Annotated in this window: 19 protein-coding genes; 7 read left to right on the top strand and 12 right to left on the bottom strand. The window is 60.4% G+C overall.

The genetic code is table 11. The features are described from left to right. Positions 1–2 precede the first annotated feature (2 nt). The 7 genes from CFBP5499_RS16715 to CFBP5499_RS16685 form a co-directional block, all read right to left on the bottom strand. Positions 3–788 carry an ABC transporter ATP-binding protein gene (locus CFBP5499_RS16715; RefSeq protein WP_080829789.1) on the bottom strand — a complete coding sequence of 262 codons (786 nt, stop codon included), beginning with the start codon at positions 786–788 and terminating at the stop codon, positions 3–5. Beyond that, on the bottom strand, positions 785–1,588 hold the full coding sequence (locus tag CFBP5499_RS16710) for an ABC transporter ATP-binding protein (RefSeq protein WP_080829790.1): 804 nt from the start codon (positions 1,586–1,588) through the stop codon (positions 785–787). The genes CFBP5499_RS16715 and CFBP5499_RS16710 overlap by 4 nt, the downstream gene beginning before the upstream one ends. Beyond that, positions 1,585–2,415: an ABC transporter permease gene (locus CFBP5499_RS16705; RefSeq protein ID WP_080829791.1), complete on the bottom strand. Its 831-nt coding sequence runs from the start codon at positions 2,413–2,415 to the stop codon at positions 1,585–1,587. Before CFBP5499_RS16705 ends, CFBP5499_RS16710 begins: the two co-directional genes overlap by 4 nt. Beyond that, positions 2,412–3,401, bottom strand: a complete 990-nt coding sequence (locus CFBP5499_RS16700; protein WP_080829792.1) for an ABC transporter permease — start codon at positions 3,399–3,401, stop codon at positions 2,412–2,414. The genes CFBP5499_RS16705 and CFBP5499_RS16700 overlap by 4 nt, the downstream gene beginning before the upstream one ends. A gap of 9 nt (positions 3,402–3,410) precedes the next feature. After that, on the bottom strand, positions 3,411–5,018 hold the full coding sequence (locus CFBP5499_RS16695) for an ABC transporter substrate-binding protein (protein WP_080829793.1): 1,608 nt from the start codon (positions 5,016–5,018) through the stop codon (positions 3,411–3,413). 320 nt (positions 5,019–5,338) lie between these two features. After that, positions 5,339–6,247: a CHAD domain-containing protein gene (locus CFBP5499_RS16690; protein WP_080829794.1), complete on the bottom strand. Its 909-nt coding sequence runs from the start codon at positions 6,245–6,247 to the stop codon at positions 5,339–5,341. Further along, the gene (locus tag CFBP5499_RS16685) at positions 6,231–6,719 is read right to left on the bottom strand and encodes a CYTH domain-containing protein (RefSeq protein ID WP_080829795.1); all 489 of its coding nucleotides are present in this window, start codon (positions 6,717–6,719) and stop codon (positions 6,231–6,233) included. Before CFBP5499_RS16685 ends, CFBP5499_RS16690 begins: the two co-directional genes overlap by 17 nt. A 171-nt stretch (positions 6,720–6,890) precedes the next feature. Here CFBP5499_RS16685 and CFBP5499_RS16680 point away from each other — a divergent pair, with 171 nt between their 5' ends. The 4 genes from CFBP5499_RS16680 (at position 6,891) to CFBP5499_RS16665 (ending at position 9,525) form a co-directional block, all read left to right on the top strand. Next, on the top strand, positions 6,891–7,529 hold the full coding sequence (locus CFBP5499_RS16680) for a 2-dehydro-3-deoxy-phosphogluconate aldolase (RefSeq protein WP_080829796.1): 639 nt from the start codon (positions 6,891–6,893) through the stop codon (positions 7,527–7,529). Between the two features lie 108 nt (positions 7,530–7,637). Further along, a complete protein-coding gene (locus CFBP5499_RS16675) occupies positions 7,638–8,333 on the top strand; it encodes a tellurite resistance TerB family protein (RefSeq protein WP_080829797.1) in 696 nt (231 codons plus the stop codon). Between the two features lie 267 nt (positions 8,334–8,600). Further along, a complete protein-coding gene (locus CFBP5499_RS16670; protein ID WP_080829798.1) occupies positions 8,601–9,293 on the top strand; it encodes a GNAT family N-acetyltransferase in 693 nt (230 codons plus the stop codon). Next, on the top strand, positions 9,280–9,525 hold the full coding sequence (locus CFBP5499_RS16665; RefSeq protein ID WP_080829799.1) for a hypothetical protein: 246 nt from the start codon (positions 9,280–9,282) through the stop codon (positions 9,523–9,525). The genes CFBP5499_RS16670 and CFBP5499_RS16665 overlap by 14 nt, the downstream gene beginning before the upstream one ends. 14 nt (positions 9,526–9,539) lie before the next feature. Here the strand turns inward: CFBP5499_RS16665 and CFBP5499_RS16660 are convergent, their stop codons facing one another. The 3 genes from CFBP5499_RS16660 to CFBP5499_RS16650 all read right to left on the bottom strand — a co-directional run bounded on the left by CFBP5499_RS16660 (position 9,540) and on the right by CFBP5499_RS16650 (position 12,498). Next, complete coding sequence (locus CFBP5499_RS16660) at positions 9,540–10,589, bottom strand: nickel/cobalt transporter (protein ID WP_080829800.1); 1,050 nt, start codon at positions 10,587–10,589, stop codon at positions 9,540–9,542. Then, complete coding sequence (locus CFBP5499_RS16655) at positions 10,583–11,224, bottom strand: DUF1007 family protein (protein ID WP_173990500.1); 642 nt, start codon at positions 11,222–11,224, stop codon at positions 10,583–10,585. Before CFBP5499_RS16655 ends, CFBP5499_RS16660 begins: the two co-directional genes overlap by 7 nt. 95 nt (positions 11,225–11,319) lie before the next feature. Then, a complete protein-coding gene (locus tag CFBP5499_RS16650) occupies positions 11,320–12,498 on the bottom strand; it encodes a hypothetical protein (RefSeq protein WP_080829802.1) in 1,179 nt (392 codons plus the stop codon). A gap of 270 nt (positions 12,499–12,768) precedes the next feature. Between CFBP5499_RS16650 and CFBP5499_RS16645 the strand changes: the two genes are divergently transcribed. The 3 genes from CFBP5499_RS16645 (at position 12,769) to CFBP5499_RS16635 (ending at position 15,730) form a co-directional block, all read left to right on the top strand. Next, positions 12,769–13,056, top strand: coding sequence for a hypothetical protein (locus CFBP5499_RS16645; protein WP_080829803.1), 288 nt, complete (start codon positions 12,769–12,771; stop codon positions 13,054–13,056). A 532-nt stretch (positions 13,057–13,588) separates the two neighbouring features. Next, the gene (locus CFBP5499_RS16640) at positions 13,589–14,239 is read left to right on the top strand and encodes an outer membrane protein (protein ID WP_080829804.1); all 651 of its coding nucleotides are present in this window, start codon (positions 13,589–13,591) and stop codon (positions 14,237–14,239) included. 309 nt (positions 14,240–14,548) lie between these two features. Beyond that, on the top strand, positions 14,549–15,730 hold the full coding sequence (locus CFBP5499_RS16635; protein ID WP_080829805.1) for an MFS transporter: 1,182 nt from the start codon (positions 14,549–14,551) through the stop codon (positions 15,728–15,730). Between the two features lie 94 nt (positions 15,731–15,824). Here CFBP5499_RS16635 and CFBP5499_RS16630 read toward each other — a convergent pair whose 3' ends face one another. Continuing rightward, positions 15,825–16,817, bottom strand: a complete 993-nt coding sequence (locus tag CFBP5499_RS16630; RefSeq protein WP_080829806.1) for a WD40 repeat domain-containing protein — start codon at positions 16,815–16,817, stop codon at positions 15,825–15,827. Between the two features lie 236 nt (positions 16,818–17,053). Further along, positions 17,054–18,169, bottom strand: coding sequence for a CobW family GTP-binding protein (locus tag CFBP5499_RS16625; protein WP_080829807.1), 1,116 nt, complete (start codon positions 18,167–18,169; stop codon positions 17,054–17,056). Positions 18,170–18,190 lie beyond the last annotated feature (21 nt).

The raw sequence follows: 18,190 nt of genomic DNA, 5'->3' as shown, positions 1-18,190 counted from the left end.
TCTTATCCTTGCATGGTGGTGGTGAGCCGCGGTGCGGCGTCGATCAGGCTTCTGGCGATCGAGGATTGCGGGGCGGAAATGATAGCTTCGGTCCCGCCGATTTCGACGATCCGCCCCGCCTCCATGATGGCGACACGGTGGCAGACGGCGCGGATGACCGCGAGATCGTGGGAAACGAAAATACAGGAAATCGCCGTTTCCTGCTGGATTTCCACCAGTAGTTCGAGAATCTGCCGGCGAACCGAAACATCGAGCGCCGAAACCGCTTCGTCCATAATGAGAAGCGACGGCTTGAGCGCAATGGCGCGGGCAATCGCCACACGCTGCCTCTGCCCGCCCGAAAGTTCGAAGACGGAGCGACCGGCATAGGCACCGGGCAGGCCGACACGCTCGAGAAGGCGGCGTATTTCCGCCGGGCGCTCGCGTCTCTGAACGATGCGGTGAATGCGCAGCGGCTCGCTTATGGCATCCTCGACGGTGGCGCGTGGGTTGAAGGCGCCATGCGTATCCTGAAACACCATCTGCATCTGCTGCCGGGCGGTGCGCAATGCACTGCCGCCAAGCGAGAGCCAGTTGCGGTTTTCGAAACGGACCGTGCCTTCGTCGGCGGGGATCAGCCGCATGAGGATGCGCGCCAGTGTCGATTTCCCGCAGCCGGAGGGGCCGGCAAGGCCCAGCGTCTCGCCGCGCTTGAGCGAAAACGAGATATCGGAAAGCGCCGCCACCGTTCTTGCGCCGGTGCGGTAGGTCTTGGAAAGGCCGTCCACGCTCAGAAGGGTTTCATTCATGGCACGGCCTCGCTGACGAGCAGCGGGGTCGAAAGATCGAGATAATCGGCAAGCAGCGCCCGGGTATAGGCATGCGCGGGCGCGGAAAGCACCCGCCGCGCCGGGCCGTGTTCCACCAGCTCGCCGGCGCTTAAAACAGCGATGTCGTCGGCAAGGCTTGAGGCAAGGCCGATATCATGGGTGATGAACACAAGCGTTCTTTCTTCCTCGCGCACGAGATCGTCGAGAAGGGTGGCGATGGCCGCCTGGGTTACCGTGTCGAGCGCGCTCGTCGCCTCGTCGGCAATCAGGATCGAAGGGCGCGCTGCAATGGCGGCGGCAATCGCCACACGTTGCCTCTGCCCGCCGGAAAGCTGGTGCGGATAGGCGGAGAGCAGATGGGAGGGATGCGGCAGCCGCACCCGTTCCAGAAGATCGCGGGCAAGATCGCGCCCCTGCCGCCAGGAGAGACCGAGATGCCGCACGGCGCCTTCCGCCACCTGTTCGCCGATGGTCAGAACCGGGTTCAGCGTCGCGCCGGTATCCTGAAAGATCGTGCCGATATCGCGGCCCGGCAGCGGTCTGCCGGTGAAAAGACCGCTGTCGCGGCTCCAGGAAATATCGCCCGAAACCTGCGCGCTTGCGGGCAGAAGCCCGGCGATTGCCTTGCCGAGTGTGGATTTGCCCGAGCCGCTTTCGCCGATGATCGCCAGCCTTTGTCCCTGCCGTATCGTCAGTGAAACCTTGCGCAGCGCCGGTGCGTCGGCCGCTCTATAACGGACGCTGAGATCGTCGATCCGGCAAAGGGCGTTGCCGCTCATGGTGCCTGCCTCCTCGTCGCCATCGCCTTGTTGATGCCTTCTCCGAGAAGATAGACGCCGAGCACCGTGACCAGCAGGCCGATGCCGGGGATGACGGACAGGAACGCGGCTGAGCGGAGCACGTTGCGTCCTTCCGCGATCATCGACCCCCAGGTGACGATATTGGGATCGCCAAGCCCGAGGAAGGACAGCGCCGCCTCGGTGAGGATAGCGGCGGCGACGATGATGGCGGCGAGCGCCAGAACCGGCGGCAGGGCATTGGGCAATATTTGCCGGAAGGCGATTTCCAGCGGATGCATGCCGATGGCGCGGGCGGATTGCACATAATCGCGCTCGCGGATGCTCAACACCTGCGCCCGCATCAGCCGCGCCGGATCAGCCCAAGCACCGAGCGCTATGGCCAGAATGACGATGGGCATGGAAGGGCCGATGGTGCTGACGAAGGCGAGCGCCAGCAAGAAATTCGGCACGATCTGGAAGGCATCGGTGACGCGCATCAGCGCTTCATCGACGAGACCGCCGGCAAAACCGGCGATCGTGCCGATGACGGTGCCAATCACAAGTGCTGCGGCGGCCGCACCGATGCCGACGAGAAGGGATGCCTGCGCGCCGTGGGCAAGTTCGGCCAGCACATTGCGGCCCAGCCGGTCAGTGCCGAGCGGCAGGGTCGCATCCGTGAAAGGTGCAATCAGCGGCTCGCTGATAATGGCCAGCGGATCGCCGGGAAACACAAGCGGAGCGGCGAGCGCGGTCACCACAAGCAGTGCGAGAATGATGAAGCCAGTCACGCCTTCGAAACTGCGCAGGAGCCGGAGAGCGAAACTCATGCCGCACTCTCCCCGCTGCCGATGCGCGGATCGAGAACGGAATAGAGAATATCGACGGCGAGATTGACGAGGATGACGAAGACGGCGCTGGTTAGGATAATGCCCATCAACAGCGGCGTATCTCGGCCACTGACGGCCTCCTGCGCCAGCCGGCCGAAACCGGGAATGGCAAAGACACTTTCGATCACCACGCTGCCCCCCAGCATGGTCGCGGCCTGCAGGCCAAGCACGGTAACGAGCGGAAGCGCCGCGTTGCGGGCAACGTGACGCAGCACGACCCGCCCTCTGGAAAGCCCCTTGGCCTCTGCAAACAGCACGAAATCCAGCGGCCAGACGGCCGCCATGGCGGTGCGCATGACGCGCAGGAACAGGGCCAGATAGATGAGGCCGAGGCTGGCGACCGGCAGGACGAGATGGCGGGCGATATCCAGCGCCCTTGCAAAACCCTGCTTGCCCGAGGCGATTGTTTCGATGCCTGAGGTCGGCAGCCAGCGAAGCTGCACGGCAAAGACGATGGCAAGCACGAGGCCGAGCCAGAAACCGGGCGTGGCGTAAAGTGCAAGCGAAAGCGTTGAAAGGACACGATCCGTCAGCCCGCCGAGGCGCGCGCCGGCGATGATGCCGAGCGCGGTGCCGGCGATGAAGGCGAGTGCGGTCGCGCTGCCCATCAGGAGCAGTGTATTCGGCAGCCGCTCGAGGATCAGCCCCAGCACCGGCCGGTCAAAGGCGAGCGACCAGCCGAAATCGAGCCGCAGCACCGAACTGGCATAAAGCCAGAAACGCGCCAGCATCGAACCATTGAGGCCATATTGCTCGCGCAGCGCATCCCGCAGCCCGGCATCGCCGCCGCCAATGGAAACGAGATAGGCATCCACCGCATCACCGGAGGCATTTTCAAGCAGGACGAAGGTGAAGATGAGAACGATCAGCAGCACCGGAATGGCGCTGATCGCCCTTCGCCGCAGCAATGTCGCCGTGCGTCTCACGGCGCTGCCTCAGCTATCGACCGCCGTATCCGCCCAGTTGGAAACCGCCCAGCGCGGATTGCTGGCGACATGTTTGACCGTGTCGCGCGCCACCGTGATGAAACCCCATTCGGCGACATTGATCAGCGGCAGATCGGCGACGACCTGTTTCTGGAAATCCTTGTAAAGTGCTGTCCGCGCAGCCGTATCCACGGTTTGCGCTGCCCTGTCGATCAATTCGTCCAGCGTCTTGTTCTCGTATCCGCCCTGATTGGAAAAACCAACGCCTGCCGGAATGCCGGAGCGCACGAGAATGGTGGTCGAGATCGCCGGATCGCCGCGGAACACCGGCGGTGCAATGGCGAGATCGAAGGCGTGGTCGGTATAGACGGCCTTCTGGTGTGCGGCGGCGTCATTATTGACCAGCTCGGCATCGATACCGATCTCCTGGAGCGCCTGACGCAGATAGGAGCCGAACTGCTTGGTTTCATTGAAATAGGGTGCGGGCAGCAGCTTCAGCGAGAAACGCGTCCCGTTCGGTCCGCGCGCATAACCGGCCTCGTCCAGCAGGGCGTTGGCCTTGGCGACGTCGAAATCATAGGTCTCGACATCGTCGGTATAAAATTCCGGGGCGTTTTTCGGCACCGGCCCTGTCGATGCCGTGGCATAACCCAGGAACACCTTGTCGATGACGAATTTCTTGTCGATGGCATGGGCGATGGCCTTTCTGACCTTGAGGTCGGCCAGTTCCTTGCGGCGGTGGTTGATTTCCACCACCAGCTGATAGGTCAGCGCCTCGTAGCCGTCGGCGATCACCTTGATGCCGGGCTGCTTGGCAATGCGGGCAAGATCAGCCAGCGGCACGGCGGAGAAGGCGGCCAGCTGGATTTCTTCCGCTTCCAGCGCCGAGGCCGCGCCCGCGCGGTCCGGCAAGACGCGATAGATGATCTCGTCGAGCTGCGGCTGGTTCTTAGCCCAGTAATTGGGATTGCGGGTCAGGCGGTAATATTCGCCGGGCTTATATTCGGCAAACACGAAGGGACCAGTGCCGACCGGTTTGGTATTGGCCTGATTGGCGGCAATATCAGTGCCCTCATAGAGATGTTTCGGCACGACGCTGGTGACCACCGGCAGCGCATTGCGGATGAGCTGGAACGGCGTGGGTTTGGAGAAATGGAAGACGGCCGTGTGGTCATCGGGCGTTTCCACCTTTTCGAGATTGGCGAAGACCAGCCGCCCAAGGTTCTGCAGCGGTTTCCACACGGAGAGCGCCGAAAACGCCACGTCCGCCGAGGTGAAGGGCTTGCCGTCATGCCAGGTCACGCCCTCGCGCAGCTTGAAGGTGGCGCTGAGGCCATCATCCGATCCCTGCCATTCGGTGGCAAGCCGCGGTTCCAGCCCGTCCTTGCCATTAAAGGAGGCTTCCGCCAGCGGCTCGACGATCTTGCTGGCGATATAAAACACGCCATTGGAGGCGACGATGGCCGGGTTGAGGTTTTTCGGCTCGGAATCGGCCGCGACGATCAGCCTTCCCCCGGATTTTTCCTGCGCTGCGGCAATTCCTGCCAATCCCGTGGTTGCGGCAAGAGCAAGCGAGGTCTTGAGAAGCGAGCGGCGGGACAGCTGGACAGGCGACATGAATTTCACTCCGAAATGAGGGCGAGACGGCGTTGTTGCGACAATGGCGGTCAGGCCGATCCTAAAGCCGCAACCTCGGCAGTGTCCACGTTAAATCACTGGCTTTACAGCAATGTTTTTACGTTGCGGCGCTGTTTGGGGAAACAGTATGCTTTACACGCAATCAGCTTGCGAGACTGCTGGAGGCGATCCTCAATACTCGACGTTATCCTCGGGCTTGTGAGGGAGGCTTCATTGCAAGGCCCCACAGCCGCCTTGCAATCTTGCGGGCACCCCGGGCGGTATGCTCGTCGCGACTGCACAGCACACAGCACTCCCACCTATTTCGCCGCCTGCCGCCACAACTGGCCGACAATGCGGCTTTCCGTGTGGGCAGATTCGGAAAACACCTCGTCCGCCAGTTCAAGGCCTTCGGCACGCAGCGCCTGCTGCCGCTCTATGATCGCTGCGAGTAGCAGGGCCAGCCGCTCGCCATTGCCGAAACGGTCCGGCTCCCGGTCGGCGATGGCGGCGAGGACGGAGAGATCATGCTCGTGGCCGAGAATATCGACCAGCCGCTTGGTGTCGGCGCGCTTGGCGCGCATGGCGGAGGGCCAGATGCGGCGCATCAGGCCAAGATGCATCCAGTAGGTCTGGCCCGCCTTGCGCAATTCATGAAAATGTTCGACATCCGCCTGCTCGCGACAACAGGAGAGCGCCTTGCGCGCTTTGCCCCTCTGTTTCGCCCAGCTGGTTTTCACCAGTCTTGCGGTCCTTTTCACGTCGTCCGGCAGGGAAACGGCTTCCAGCCTTTCGCGTCCCGCCTCGCAGCCAGTGATAGCCGCTGCAATCGCCTCATCGAGACCTGCTTCGTGGTCAAGGGCATCGTCGCGGCGTTCGCGCAGCATGATGGTGACTGACCGCAATGCCTCGCCCTGCGTGTCGGAAAGCGCAAAAGCCTCGAGATATTCTGCGGTTTCCACGAGCGCCGTCGCATCGCGCGCAAAGGCGAGCGAGCGGGCGATATCTCGGAAGCGGGCATTTTCCTCGCGGGCGAAATCGGGAGCAGCCTTGCGGATCAGGCGGTAGAGCGCCCGCAGCCGCTTGAAGCGCTTGCGGGCATCGTGCACGGCCTCACGCGATCCCGATGGCTGGTCGCGCAGGATGGTGACTGCATCGCCGATCAGCTCTAGTCCGGCCCGGCGGATCTCATCGCCGAAGGGCTTTTTCGGATCAATTCTGAAAGGCATCCGACAGGTCTCCGTTCGGACAGTCCATGGCGAGCGACTGGTTGGAGAAGCGCTTGTCTCCTGTTACTTCCCTGCCCAACCAGGATGGCAGATCGGGAGTGGCGTTCTCATCATTCATCTCGACTTCCGCCACGACCAGGCCGCGATATTTTCCTTCGAAAACATCCACCTCCCAGGTGAAACCGCCATGGTCCACGGTGTGGCGCGTCTTCTCGATCACCACGCCCGGTGCGCTCGCCATCAGCTCTTCCGCGTCTTTGAGGGGAATTGAATATTCATATTCATCGCGGACAAGCGCGCTTGCGCCGATCTTGATGGTCAGTGTCGCATCACGCCCGTCGACGATCCTGACCCGGACCGAGCGATTTTCCAGCGAAGCGACATATGCCTGCTGAAAAGCCATGCTATGCGTCACCTCATCGCGCCATTCACCGCCTGCAACAAGAAACTTCCGTTCGATTTCCTTGGCCATGCTGTCTCCGCAAACTGGGGGGCCAGATTATCGCAAGAGGACGACATGAAGAAGCGAATTGATTGAAGTATCTGGACAAAAAATGGCCCCGCCATGCCTCGACATCAAAGCCGGGGCAGGCTAATCGGTAAACGGGATTTCAATCGTTTCAATCGCGCAAGGAGGCTCGTCTTGGCCCAGGATTCCGAAAAACTTCTCTCCATCCTCAAACTGCAGCCGGTCGTGCCGGTGCTGATCGTGGATGATGCCGCTTCCGCCGTGCCGCTCGCGCGCGCTTTGGTCGCAGGCGGCCTGAAGGCAATCGAGATCACCATGCGCACACCGGCGGCGCTCGATGCCATCCGCGCGGTTGCCGCGGAAGTGGAAGGCGCCCATGTCGGTGCCGGCACCATCCTGAACGCCAAGGATTTTGAAGCGGCGGCCGAAGCCGGCTCCACCTTCATCGTTAGCCCCGGCATCAACAAAAGCGTGCTGGAAGCCGCGCGCGGTTCCAAGGTGCCGCTGCTTCCGGGTGCGGCCACCGCCAGCGAAGTCATGGCGCTGCGCGACGAGGGCTACAAGGTGCTGAAGTTCTTTCCGGCCGAACAGGCCGGCGGCGCGCCTTACCTCAAGGCGCTGTCTTCGCCGCTTGCCGGCACGGTATTCTGCCCGACCGGCAGCGTGTCGCTGAAGAATGCCAATGACTACCTGTCGCTGCCGAACGTCGTCTGCGTCGGCGGCTCCTGGGTTGCCCCGCGCGAACTGGTGGCGACCGGCGACTGGGCAGGCATCACCAAGCTTGCCGCCGAGGCGGCTGCCCTGCGCGGCTGATTTGTATCCTGTCAAACCCGTTCACGAAGGCGTGAGCGGGTTTGACATTTATATTCGGCCCACGGCTTCCTATCTCCCCTGTAGATTTGACCCTTACAGGAGATTTTGATGTTCGACGCCAAGAAGCTTCTTGAACAATTCCTCGGCTCGCAGGTGCCGGGCCTTTCGGGAAGCGTCCGTGACAGAGCCGGGCAGGCCGCCGATATCGCCAAAAACAATCCGATGAAGGCCGGAGCGCTCGCCGCCGCCATTTTCGGCACCAAGACTGGCCGCAAGCTCGCCGGCAATGTCGCCACCATCGGCGGTGTCGCTGCCATCGCAGGCCTCGGTTATCTCGCCTACAAGAATTACAAGTCCGGCCAGGCTCCGGACGCTGCACCGAAACCCGAGCCGGAGCTTCTCGCCCCGCCCACCGATTCCGCCTTCCATCCCCAATCGCCCGCCCTTTCCAATGATTTTGCGCTGAAGCTCATCCAGGCGATGATCGCTGCCGCCAAGGCCGACGGTCACATCGATGAAAAGGAGCGCGCCAATATCATGGACAAGGTGCAGGTCTCTGGCCTCGATAGCGAAGCCGAGCGGTTCCTTGAAAAGGAACTCGCCGATCCGCTCGACATCGACGCGCTGGTGGCCGCTGCCCGGACGGAAGAGCAGAAGGTGGAGCTTTACACGGCTTCGCGGCTTGCCATTGAGGCGGATACGCGGGCGGAGCGGGGATATCTTGATCTTCTCGCCGGGCGTCTGGGGCTGCCGGATGCGCTGGTGGATCATATTGAGGCGACTGTGGTGGCGGCGAAGGTGTAAGTCGGAGTTTGGGGTTCACCCCCCTCTGCCCTGCCGGGCATCTCCCCCTCAAGGGGGGAGATCGACCCGAGGCGTGCTCTCGGCCATCCTCAACGTTGCGAGTGAGCGAGCGTTACCTGCTGGCTGATCTCCCCCCTTGAGGGGGAGATGCCCGGCAGGGCAGAGGGGGGTGAGCCACAGGCTCTGACGCCATCTTCATGCCCCATATCCACTGTTGTCATCCCGCCCCGCTTGCCCTAATCCTTCTCCCAGCAAATGGGGAAGAGAATGCGCGATCTGAATGATTTTAGAGGATGTCCGGCGCCCAAGCCGGTAGTGCTGAAGGGCCGTTATGTAACCGCCGAGCCGTTCGATAGCGAAAAACATCTCGCAAAACTCTGGGCCGCGCTCGGCGGCGAGGGCGTGAATGCGCTGCTCAAATATTTCCCGCAAAGCGCCTTTCCCGATGCCGAAGCCTTTGGTGACTGGCTGATCGGTGCGGGCGAAAAGCTCAACTGGGTCACGCTGATCTTCATCGAAAATGCCACCGGCGAGGTCGTCGGTATGGCGAGCTACATGCGGCCCGATCCCGCCAATGGCGCGGTCGAAGTCGGTTCCGTTGCCCACGGCGCGAAGATGAAGCGCTCGCCGCTCGCGACGGAGGCGCATTACCTGATGGCGAAACATGTGTTCGAGGATCTGGGGTATCGCCGTTACGAGTGGAAATGCCACAATGAAAACGAGCCTTCCAAGATCACCGCGAAACGCTATGGTTTCACTTTCGAGGGCGTTTTCCGCCAGCATATGGTCTCGAAGGGTAAAAACCGGGATACGGCGTGGTTCTCGATGATCGACGGCGAATGGCCGCTGATCGGCAAGGCCTTCGAAGCCTGGCTTTCGCCTGACAATTTTGCGGCCGATGGCAACCAAAAGCGCAAGCTTGAGGATATCCGCGCGGAGCTGACCGATGCCAGCGCCTGAGAAGCCGACATCTGCAAAGCCGACCAAGGGCAAGAAGGATTGGTCGCCGGCCATCGCCGCCGCCCTCATCATCATCGGCTTCGGGATCGTCTTCTTCGTCATGCCGAAGATCATGTTGTGGCTGGGTGATTATTCGCCCTGGCTTGCAGCCGGCTTCGGCACGGTGGCCGTGCTGTGTTTTTTCCTGCTGTTCTGGCTGCGCGCCCGTTACCAGCGCCGCCGCGACGGGTAGAGCACTAAAATGCTTCAGAACTGAAGCGACGCGCCGAGCAGTAACAGCCCCATGATCAGCACGAAAAGCGCGCCGGCGATTTCGATCGCGTGGCTGATACCGGCGGCCTTGCGGCTGCCGGGACCGGCGAAGCGCACGGCAAGCCCCTTGGCGGAAACGGCCATGATGGCGAGAGCCGATACCGTGATGGCGGTGCCGAGCGACATGGCGAGCACGGAAAGCACGCCGCCGAGATAAAGCCCGTTCAAAAGCGCAAAGCTCATGACGATGATCGCACCCGAGCAGGGCCTGAGCCCGACGGCGATGATGGCCGACCATGCCTCGTGCAGGCTGAAATTTTTGCCCTTTAACAGCATGGGGTCAGGCGCGTGCGACTTTCCGCAGGCGGTGCAGAGATCGCCGGTGCCGTTATGGTCGTGATCTGCGAAAACCGGTTTGCCCTGGAAACGCAGCCCCGTGCCCATGCCGGTGGTTCGGGCCATGGCGGTCTCGCCCGCCGTGGCGAAGACGGGAACCGGTTCGCGCCGGATACGCAGCGACCAGAGCTTTCGCACCAGCAGCCAGGCGCCGAACAACGCCACCATGGCGAAGCTTGCGATCTCCATCGCCTGCGTCGCCTTGGTCATGGTGATGGAGGTGCCGCGCAGCACCAGCCATGCCGCGCCCACAAGGCCGATGGCCATCAAACCCTGAATGAGCGCCGAAACGAAGGAAATCAGTATGCCGCGTCTCAGCTGCGTTTCATTGGCGATCATATAAGACGAGATGACCGCCTTGCCGTGGCCGGGGCCAGCGGCATGGAACACGCCATAAGCAAAGGAGAGGCCGATCAGCGAACCGAGCGCCCAGCCATCCTCACGCATGGCCTTCAGCGCGCCGGTCAGCGCCCGGTAGAACATCTGCTGGTGCACGTTGATCCACTGCATCAGCGGTGCAAAAGGTCCACCGACGGAAAAAGACGGTTCGGCCGAACCGATGCCGAGCGGGGACTGCGCATGGGCCGCGTCGGCCACCGCGATGAGGCCGATGGCGACGGCGGCAAGGCTTGCCCTGCGGCTCAGCATGATATCTCCAGCCGGGTGGCGAAGAGCTTGGTCATGTCGGTGCCGGTCGGATCGTTGAAGAAGGCGTCGGTGAGCGAACTCTGGTTCTGCGAGATCACCTCGTCGGGATCGGGGCGCACGATATGGTGCTTGCAGGCATTCAGATCCTTGCCCTGCGTCGCGATATCGCCGTCCTTGGCAAAATCGATCGCCGTATACATGGTCGGATCCCAGGCGCCGAAACTGAGCTTGCCCTTGATGGCCAGAGGCTTGGTCGGCTTTACCGAGAAGAACATCAGGATCTGCTGATCCTTATAGTCCACATGAATGGCGTCAGGTTTCCCAAATTCGACCGGTTTCCCGTTGGCGGTGATGAAGGTGTAATAGGAGTATTCAGCAAGCGATTCCTTGACCGTATTGCCGATTTCGGCCAGTTCGTCCTTGTCCAGCTTAAGGTCGCTGTTCTTGTCGTAGTCCATCACCACGCTTGCCGAGAACATCTCGTCGAAACGCCAGATATTACGCACTTCCTGGATGGTGCCGTTCGGCCCCTCGACAACTTCCATGCGGGCTTCCGCAAAGATGTGCGGATGGGCCGAGGCGGCCAGGGGAATGGAAGTCAGGCCAGCCGCAAGGAGCAATAGTCGTCTGTTCATTATCCGGTCTGTCCCGCCTTCGAATCTCGAAGGCACGACTCTAGCAGAAATTGGGACCGAATTTCGACCTGATCCCGCGCGGCTCCCGAGAGATGTCAGAAGGTGCCGCTGAAACGCGATGTGATGCTGGAGCCGTCATAAGCAAGGTCGGTATCGCGCTCGCCATGCAGCAGGCGATTGAATTCCAGTTCGAGCTTGCTGTTCTTGCCGGTATCAAAGGTCAGCGTTGCCACCAGCCTGCGCTCGCTGCTGTCGTAATTGTAGTAGATCCAGTCTTTCTGAACGCGCCGCAGGGCAAGATCGAGCCCCACTTTTTCGGTGAGCCTGCTTTTCATGACGAGCTGCCAGCGGCGGTGAAATTCGGCGATGGAATCGTCCGGATCAAAAAGCGCATAATCCTGCGAGTAACCGACGCCGAAGGCGAGGCGTTCCGAGGCTTTCATCTCCGCTTCGGCGCGCAGATAAGGCCGGGTGCGTTTCACCTTGTCGCTTATCTCGTCGCCGGAGATGCTGGTGAGACCCGCCTCGGCCAGAACCGCGAAACGTTCGGAGAACTTATAGCCATAGGCCAGCGAGCCACGCAGCGTATTGGCCGGGAAGCGCTCATATCTTTCCTGCTGGCCTTCCGGCACGAGAATGCGGTCATAGGCAATGGTCAGTCCGGCTTCGCCGCCGGCGAGCGGGCGCACATGTTCGGCCTTCAGCGATAAAAGCGCCTCGTTCGCTTCCAAGCGGGTGGGCATGAAATATGCCGGGCGGAACCGCGCCTTGCCTTTCATCAGGCTGGCATAACTTGCCGTCAGCGTGTTCTTGCCGCCGAGAGCGAGGATGCCGAGCTGGGAAGAGGCTTCCAGCTTGTGATCCAGCCGCCGGTAACCGATGTCTTCTTCCGGCAGATGCAGGAATATATCGCCCGCATCGCTGCGGGTGCCGCGCAGCTCGACGGCCCATTCCAGCTTGTCGGAAAAGCGTTTCGTCAGCCCCAGTGCCGCGATGGTGTTGTGTTCATTGGCGAAGCTATAGCGGGGGAGGCGGACCTCTTCATGCTCGAGCGAATAACGCAGCTCCGCACCCTCAAGCACGACCTTGCCATTGAGCCCCAGGCCGGCGCGCAGCGAAATTGCGCTCAACCGATTGGTGTCGGCGAAATAATTGCTGTCATAGGCGATGCCGGACTTGTAGGTGACATTATGCTCATCGGCGCTTTCACCCGCCCGCGCACCGGGGGCGCAGGTAAGCCCGAGAACAAGCGCGATATATCCCCCCAGCCGCATTCGCATCTCCGGTCTCTAATTAAGCAATATCTTATATTTGGATGGTTAATAAAGTGTCTTGCGCCGTTTTACTGTTGTAACGCCGCTGCAGGGCATCGATGCTGAAATGGAGGCAGGGGAAGAGAAAGCTTGATATGTAAAATTCTATTAAAATCACCAGTATTAAAGTTAATTATTTATTGTAATATTAGCCTTTGCTTGAATTAGAATCCTCTAAATATACAGTTCAGTTACGCCAGATGGCGTGATCAAACATAAGAGGAGAGAGAAATGATTGCTAAATTTGCTTGTGTCGCCGCTATTCTTACTGTCGCTTCCGTTGGTCAGGCCAATGCGGGCGGTCTTCTGGGTGGCATCCTGTCGGGTAACAGCAACAAGGGCGGCGCCCTTGTCGTCGTCTCGCCGAGCATCGATCTCGGGGTCAACGGTATCCTGTCCAATAACGGGATTCTGAACGGCAACAAGACCGGCATCCTGAACGGCCTGCTGAACGGCAACAAGACGTCCGTCGATGTCATCGACAACAAGAATGACGGCGGCAAGAAGCGCCGGCACTGAGGGACGAAGAAAGGGATCGCGAAACCCCAGGCTTTCGCCATCCCGCTCTGAAGCAATGGCTCGGAAATCGACAGGGATTTTCGACACAGACGGTGCGCGCAGCACATGGACCGGCAAAGACCCGAGTTGCGCATGTATGGCGCATGGCGCTGCCGGCAATAACAAACGGCGCATCGCATGACTGAAAGGGGGCCTTTGGGCTCCCTTTTTTTGTTCAGTATCATCGGGGAGTGGGAGATTTTCATTCCGAACCCATAGCAGTTTCGTGTGCTTACCGATCAAGTAATGCTGCTTATCTTTGTAGTTATATTTATATATACTAATTTATTTATTTTAAATAAATGAAAATATGAGATGTATATGGAATTTTTATTTAAAAATACTTTAATTGGTCCGTTTTTGTTACTTGATTTTAACTTATGATTGTTTCAATTAGCGCGTGTCTCGGACTCGCCATTTTCGATTGTACTTTCGGTGGCGGGTATGTTCACGGTCCGCATTTCGGCGGTAAGAGGTTTTCAAGGAGCTATTTATGTTGAAACAATCATTTCTCGCCCTCGCCGCGCTCGGCGTTCTTTCCAGCATAGCCGTTGCCGCTGACGCCGTGAGCGATGTTCCGGCTGCGCCGGTCGTCGAAGATGTTGCACCTGCCTTCTCCTGGGGCGGCTTTTATGCTGGTGTTTCGGGTGGCTATGGCTGGGAGCGCGTAACGGCGTCAGTCGATGGCGAAACCGTTAAAGGAAACTTCAACGGTGGGCGTTTTGCAGGCTTTACCGGTTATAACTTCGAGGTAGCCCCGTCCGTCATTCTTGGCGGTGAGGCCGATGTCGGTTACGCTTGGGGCAACAAAACCGTTGATGGTGATAAAGTATCCGCGGGTCTAAACGGTTCGGTTCGCTTGCGTGCGGGCTATGCCTTCGACCGTGCCCTGATTTACACTGCAGGTGGTTACACGGCGACGGATAGCGAAGTGAAGAGCGACGCATTCGGCAAAAGCAGCAGGGTACTTCACGGCTGGACTGTTGGCGCAGGTGTGGACTATGCCTTCACCGATAATGTCTTTGGTCGGTTGGAATATCGCTATAACGACTTTGGCAAAGAGACTTACACAATTGCCGGCGAATCTTTCCGCGGCGGTCTTAGCGACCATGTTGTCAACGTCGGCCTTGGCGTGAAGTTCTGATCAGCTGTTCGTCATTGCAGATTACGGGCAGGACCTCCCCGGCGTCTGCGAGGCTCTGGCATCAATATGGATAACAACCAGCCCGGTAAAGAGGCTATTCCCGGGCTGGTATTTTTGAACGGCCAAGACAATAGTTTTTCGAGGAACGGAGACCTTCTGCGATGGGTGGGGTGCGCAGCACAGGTGCGCGACCCTGCTTCGCAGGGAACGAAAACACACAACGCCTTCCGGCTGGGCTTGAACAGCACACCCTTTTGATGTGATGGTGGCTCCAATCCACTCCCGCTGCCCAGTCTCCAGTCGATTCCCATGCTACAGAAAAGCACGTCGCCGGGCGCTTTTGATCGTCAGGCCTATTTGATCGCGCTGCTGGTTTTCATCGCCGGCAGCACCAATGCCGCCATTGTGCCGTTTATCGGTTTCTACATCATACAGGTGCTTGGCCATCCGCCGGCTACGCTCGGTCTTTATAGCGTGACGGCGGCGCTCGCCTCGATCATCGCCAGCCGCATCTATGGCGAGCGGGTGGATGCCGGTGTGCGGGTTAGGCCGTTGCTGCTGCTGTCCGTCGCCGGGGCCTTTGTGGCAGCGGCTGCCGCCAGTTTCGGGCATCTGGCGCTGCTGGTGGCGGTAACCGCGACGGGTATGGGGCTTTCCAACGCGGCCACAACGCTTGTCTTCAGTTATGGGCGTTATCACGGACGGGTCGAGGCGCTCGATACCATCGCTTATAATGCTTTCCTCAGAATGATGGTGTCGCTGGCATGGATGCTGTTGCCGGCCGCCGCCTTTCTGATCGTCGATTTTGCCGGCGCAAAGGCCGTATTCGTGAATGCGATGCTGATGGCGGCCATCTGGGGCGCGCTCGCGCTGGCCATCGTGCCGCGCAGCCAGACCTGCCCGATGGAGCGGCGCAATGAAGGGACTGGAGAGGGCGCGCCCAACCTGCCGCTGCTGATGGCGGCGGCGGCGAGTTTCTGCATGTCCTTTGCCCATGCGCTGTGCGCCTCGGCTTTACCGGTGTTTCTGGTGCGTGAGGTGGGCCTGCCGGATTATGCGCCGGGCCTGTCGCTCAGCGTCAAATGCGCCATGGAAGTCCTGCTTATCCTGCTTGCACCGCGCATCATGCGCCGGGTCAGCGCACGGCTGCTTCTGAGCGGTGCGGCGGTGACGGCGATCATCGCCTTCAACATCATTGCTTCGGTAAAAACTCTGCCGGCCATGCTGGTCGGTGCTGCGATCGAAGGGGCCTATTACGGCCTTTTCGCCGGCACCTGCCTCACCTTCGTGCAGGGCTTTGCCCGAGGACGCACTGCGCGGGCGACGGCGCTCTACATGAATTCGATCTTTCTTGCGGCACTTTTTGCCGTGCCGCTGATGGGGTTCGTATCGCAATATGCAAGCTTCGGCACCTCGATCCGGCTGGCTTCCGCCGGCGCCGGTGCGGCGCTGCTACTGCTCTTTTTGACGCGGCGGCAGGTGGCGGAATAGGGTATTCCGGCGGAAGTGAGGTGGATTCATCTGGCCTTCAGCCCGCACAACCTCATTCCTGTATTGAGGACAGGAATGAGGGTTATCGCGGCCTTCAGGCCGAAATATCAATAATCCCGCAATCGCCCGCTTCCGAGGCAAAGGCGAGCAGATTGCCGGTGGCGCTCCAGTCCATGGCTGTGATCGCGCCCTTGCCGGGGCGGCGCAGCAGGGCTTCCTTGCCGTCCGCGAGCCGCACGCCGAGGATCATGCCGTCGATGAAGCCGATGGCGAGCACGTCTTCAACGGGGTGGAAGGCGACATTGGTGGCCATGATGTTGGCGCGGCTGCCGAGTTCTTCCGGGGCCTTGCCCATCGGGCCATCCTTGCCGGAGAACGGCCAGACGATGGCGGCCGGCGCGCCCGAAGAGGCGAGCCATTTGCCCTTTGCCGACCAGGACACGGATTTGACCTTGGCGGGATAACCCGTCATGCGCATGTGGCGCGCTTCCATGCCGCCTTTGGTGGCTTCCATCTTCCAGCCATGCAGGGCGTTTTCCTGCATGGTGGTGACCAGGAACTTGCCGTCGGGCGAGAAGGTGACGCCGTTATGCGCACCCTTCCATTCGAGATCGACGGGATCGCCCGCGGTTGCCACCCAGTGGAGTGTCACGCCGTTATAACGGGCAACGGCAATGCGCAGGCCCTTCGGCGCAAAGGCGATCGCCTCCACTGTGCGCTCTTCCTTGAATTCCTTGACCGTGCCGTCAGAAAGCCGCACGAAGCTGGACTTGCCGACGCCATAAGCAACCGCCTTCTGCGGCCCGCCGGCAACCACGCTCACCCATTTGCGCGGCACATTGGCGATTTCGCTGATGCTGCCATCATGGCCGATGCGCAGAACGCGCCCGTCTTCGCCGCCGGAAAGCAGCGTGGCGCTATAGGGGTCACGCACGCAGGTCAAAAGCCCGTCATGCGCCTCAGTCACCTTCTCGCCGCCATCCAGCCGATGAATGGTGCCGGCAGCGGTGGCAAACAGCGGAATGTCACCGAGAAAATGGGTCGAGACCACATGGCCTTCGATATCAAGCGGGGCAACAGTCGGCATGGGGCATCGGTCTTTCGTATGTGTGTCTGATGGGACGACGACGCGCCGGCCCGGCGGTCGCCATAGTTCTATGAGGATTGTTTGCGCCCGTCGAGTCGTAAGTCTTATCCGTCATTCCGGCGATTAGCCAGAAGCTGGAACGATCAAGCCATTGATTGGAAAATGCTTATCGCTCACGATACGGATGCGCCGCAGCATCACCCCGGCTCAAGACCGGGGTGATGGAGGGACGAGGATCAGGCCGTCGCGAGGCAGGCGTTGAAGCTCTTTTCCAGCTTCTCGCGGTCCAGTTCGCGGCCGATGAAGACGAGGCGGCTTTCGCGCTTTTCGTCTTCCTTCCAGGGGCGCTGGTGATCGCCCTCGATGATCATGTGCACGCCCTGCACCACGTAACGTTCCGCATCGCCCTTGAAGGCGATGATGCCCTTGAGGCGCAGAATGTTCGGGCCGTCGGTCTGGGTGACCTTCTGGATCCAAGGGAAGAACCGCTCGGGGTTCATCTCGCCGCCGCGCAGCGAAACAGATTGCACAGTGACGTCATGGATCGGGGAGACCGCGCCATGGTGGTGATCGTGGCCATGATCATGATGGTGGTGATGATGCCCGTGATCGTGATCATGATGATGGTGGTCATGGCCGTGATCGTGGTGATGATGGTCGCAATCGGGGCCGCAGGCATGATCTTCATGGCCGTGCTCGAGGAAATGCGGGTCGTTTTCGAGCGCACGTTCCAGATTGAAGGCGCCCTGATCGAGAACCCGTGCCAGATCGACGCCGGAACGGGTGGTCTTGTAGATGCGGGCTGAAGGATTGATGGCGCGCACGATATCTTCGATGCGGGCCACTTCCTCAGGCGAAACGAGGTCGGTCTTGTTGACGACGACGACATCGGCAAAGGCGATCTGGTCTTCGGCCTCGCGGCTGTCCTTCAGGCGCAGCGGCAGGTGCTTGGCATCGACGAGGGCAACGACGGCATCAAGCTCGGTCTTGGCACGCACATCGTCATCCATGAAGAAGGTCTGGGCGACGGGCACCGGGTCGGCAAGGCCTGTCGTCTCGACGATAATGCCGTCGAAACGGCCGGGACGGCGCATCAAGCCTTCCACGACGCGGATAAGGTCACCGCGCACCGTGCAGCACACGCAACCATTGTTCATTTCGTAGATTTCCTCATCGGATTCGACGATCAGATCGTTGTCGATGCCGATCTCGCCGAATTCATTGACGATGACAGCGTATTTCTTGCCGTGGTTCTCGGAGAGAATGCGGTTGAGAAGCGTCGTCTTGCCGGCGCCGAGATATCCCGTCAGGACGGTGACTGGAATGGGCTTGGCTGTTGCTGTTTCGGTCATGGAAACCTCGTGTGGAGCAAG

Source organism: Agrobacterium tumefaciens (assembly GCF_005221325.1).
Taxonomy (GTDB): Bacteria; Pseudomonadota; Alphaproteobacteria; order Rhizobiales; family Rhizobiaceae; genus Agrobacterium.
The sequence above is the reverse complement of the archived record's forward strand: the minus strand, read 5'-3'. Positions and strand labels throughout refer to the sequence as shown.

Coding starts and splice junctions, on each gene's coding strand:
- CFBP5499_RS16715 (WP_080829789.1), bottom strand. CDS start 788: ATGAATGAAACCCTTCTGAGCGTGGACGGCCTTTCCAAGACCTACCGC.
- CFBP5499_RS16710 (WP_080829790.1), bottom strand. CDS start 1,588: ATGAGCGGCAACGCCCTTTGCCGGATCGACGATCTCAGCGTCCGTTAT.
- CFBP5499_RS16705 (WP_080829791.1), bottom strand. CDS start 2,415: ATGAGTTTCGCTCTCCGGCTCCTGCGCAGTTTCGAAGGCGTGACTGGC.
- CFBP5499_RS16695 (WP_080829793.1), bottom strand. CDS start 5,018: ATGTCGCCTGTCCAGCTGTCCCGCCGCTCGCTTCTCAAGACCTCGCTT.
- CFBP5499_RS16690 (WP_080829794.1), bottom strand. CDS start 6,247: ATGCCTTTCAGAATTGATCCGAAAAAGCCCTTCGGCGATGAGATCCGC.
- CFBP5499_RS16685 (WP_080829795.1), bottom strand. CDS start 6,719: ATGGCCAAGGAAATCGAACGGAAGTTTCTTGTTGCAGGCGGTGAATGG.
- CFBP5499_RS16675 (WP_080829797.1), top strand. CDS start 7,638: ATGTTCGACGCCAAGAAGCTTCTTGAACAATTCCTCGGCTCGCAGGTG.
- CFBP5499_RS16670 (WP_080829798.1), top strand. CDS start 8,601: ATGCGCGATCTGAATGATTTTAGAGGATGTCCGGCGCCCAAGCCGGTA.
- CFBP5499_RS16665 (WP_080829799.1), top strand. CDS start 9,280: ATGCCAGCGCCTGAGAAGCCGACATCTGCAAAGCCGACCAAGGGCAAG.
- CFBP5499_RS16660 (WP_080829800.1), bottom strand. CDS start 10,589: ATGCTGAGCCGCAGGGCAAGCCTTGCCGCCGTCGCCATCGGCCTCATC.
- CFBP5499_RS16655 (WP_173990500.1), bottom strand. CDS start 11,224: ATGAACAGACGACTATTGCTCCTTGCGGCTGGCCTGACTTCCATTCCC.
- CFBP5499_RS16650 (WP_080829802.1), bottom strand. CDS start 12,498: ATGCGGCTGGGGGGATATATCGCGCTTGTTCTCGGGCTTACCTGCGCC.
- CFBP5499_RS16645 (WP_080829803.1), top strand. CDS start 12,769: ATGATTGCTAAATTTGCTTGTGTCGCCGCTATTCTTACTGTCGCTTCC.
- CFBP5499_RS16640 (WP_080829804.1), top strand. CDS start 13,589: ATGTTGAAACAATCATTTCTCGCCCTCGCCGCGCTCGGCGTTCTTTCC.
- CFBP5499_RS16635 (WP_080829805.1), top strand. CDS start 14,549: ATGCTACAGAAAAGCACGTCGCCGGGCGCTTTTGATCGTCAGGCCTAT.
- CFBP5499_RS16630 (WP_080829806.1), bottom strand. CDS start 16,817: ATGCCGACTGTTGCCCCGCTTGATATCGAAGGCCATGTGGTCTCGACC.
- CFBP5499_RS16625 (WP_080829807.1), bottom strand. CDS start 18,169: ATGACCGAAACAGCAACAGCCAAGCCCATTCCAGTCACCGTCCTGACG.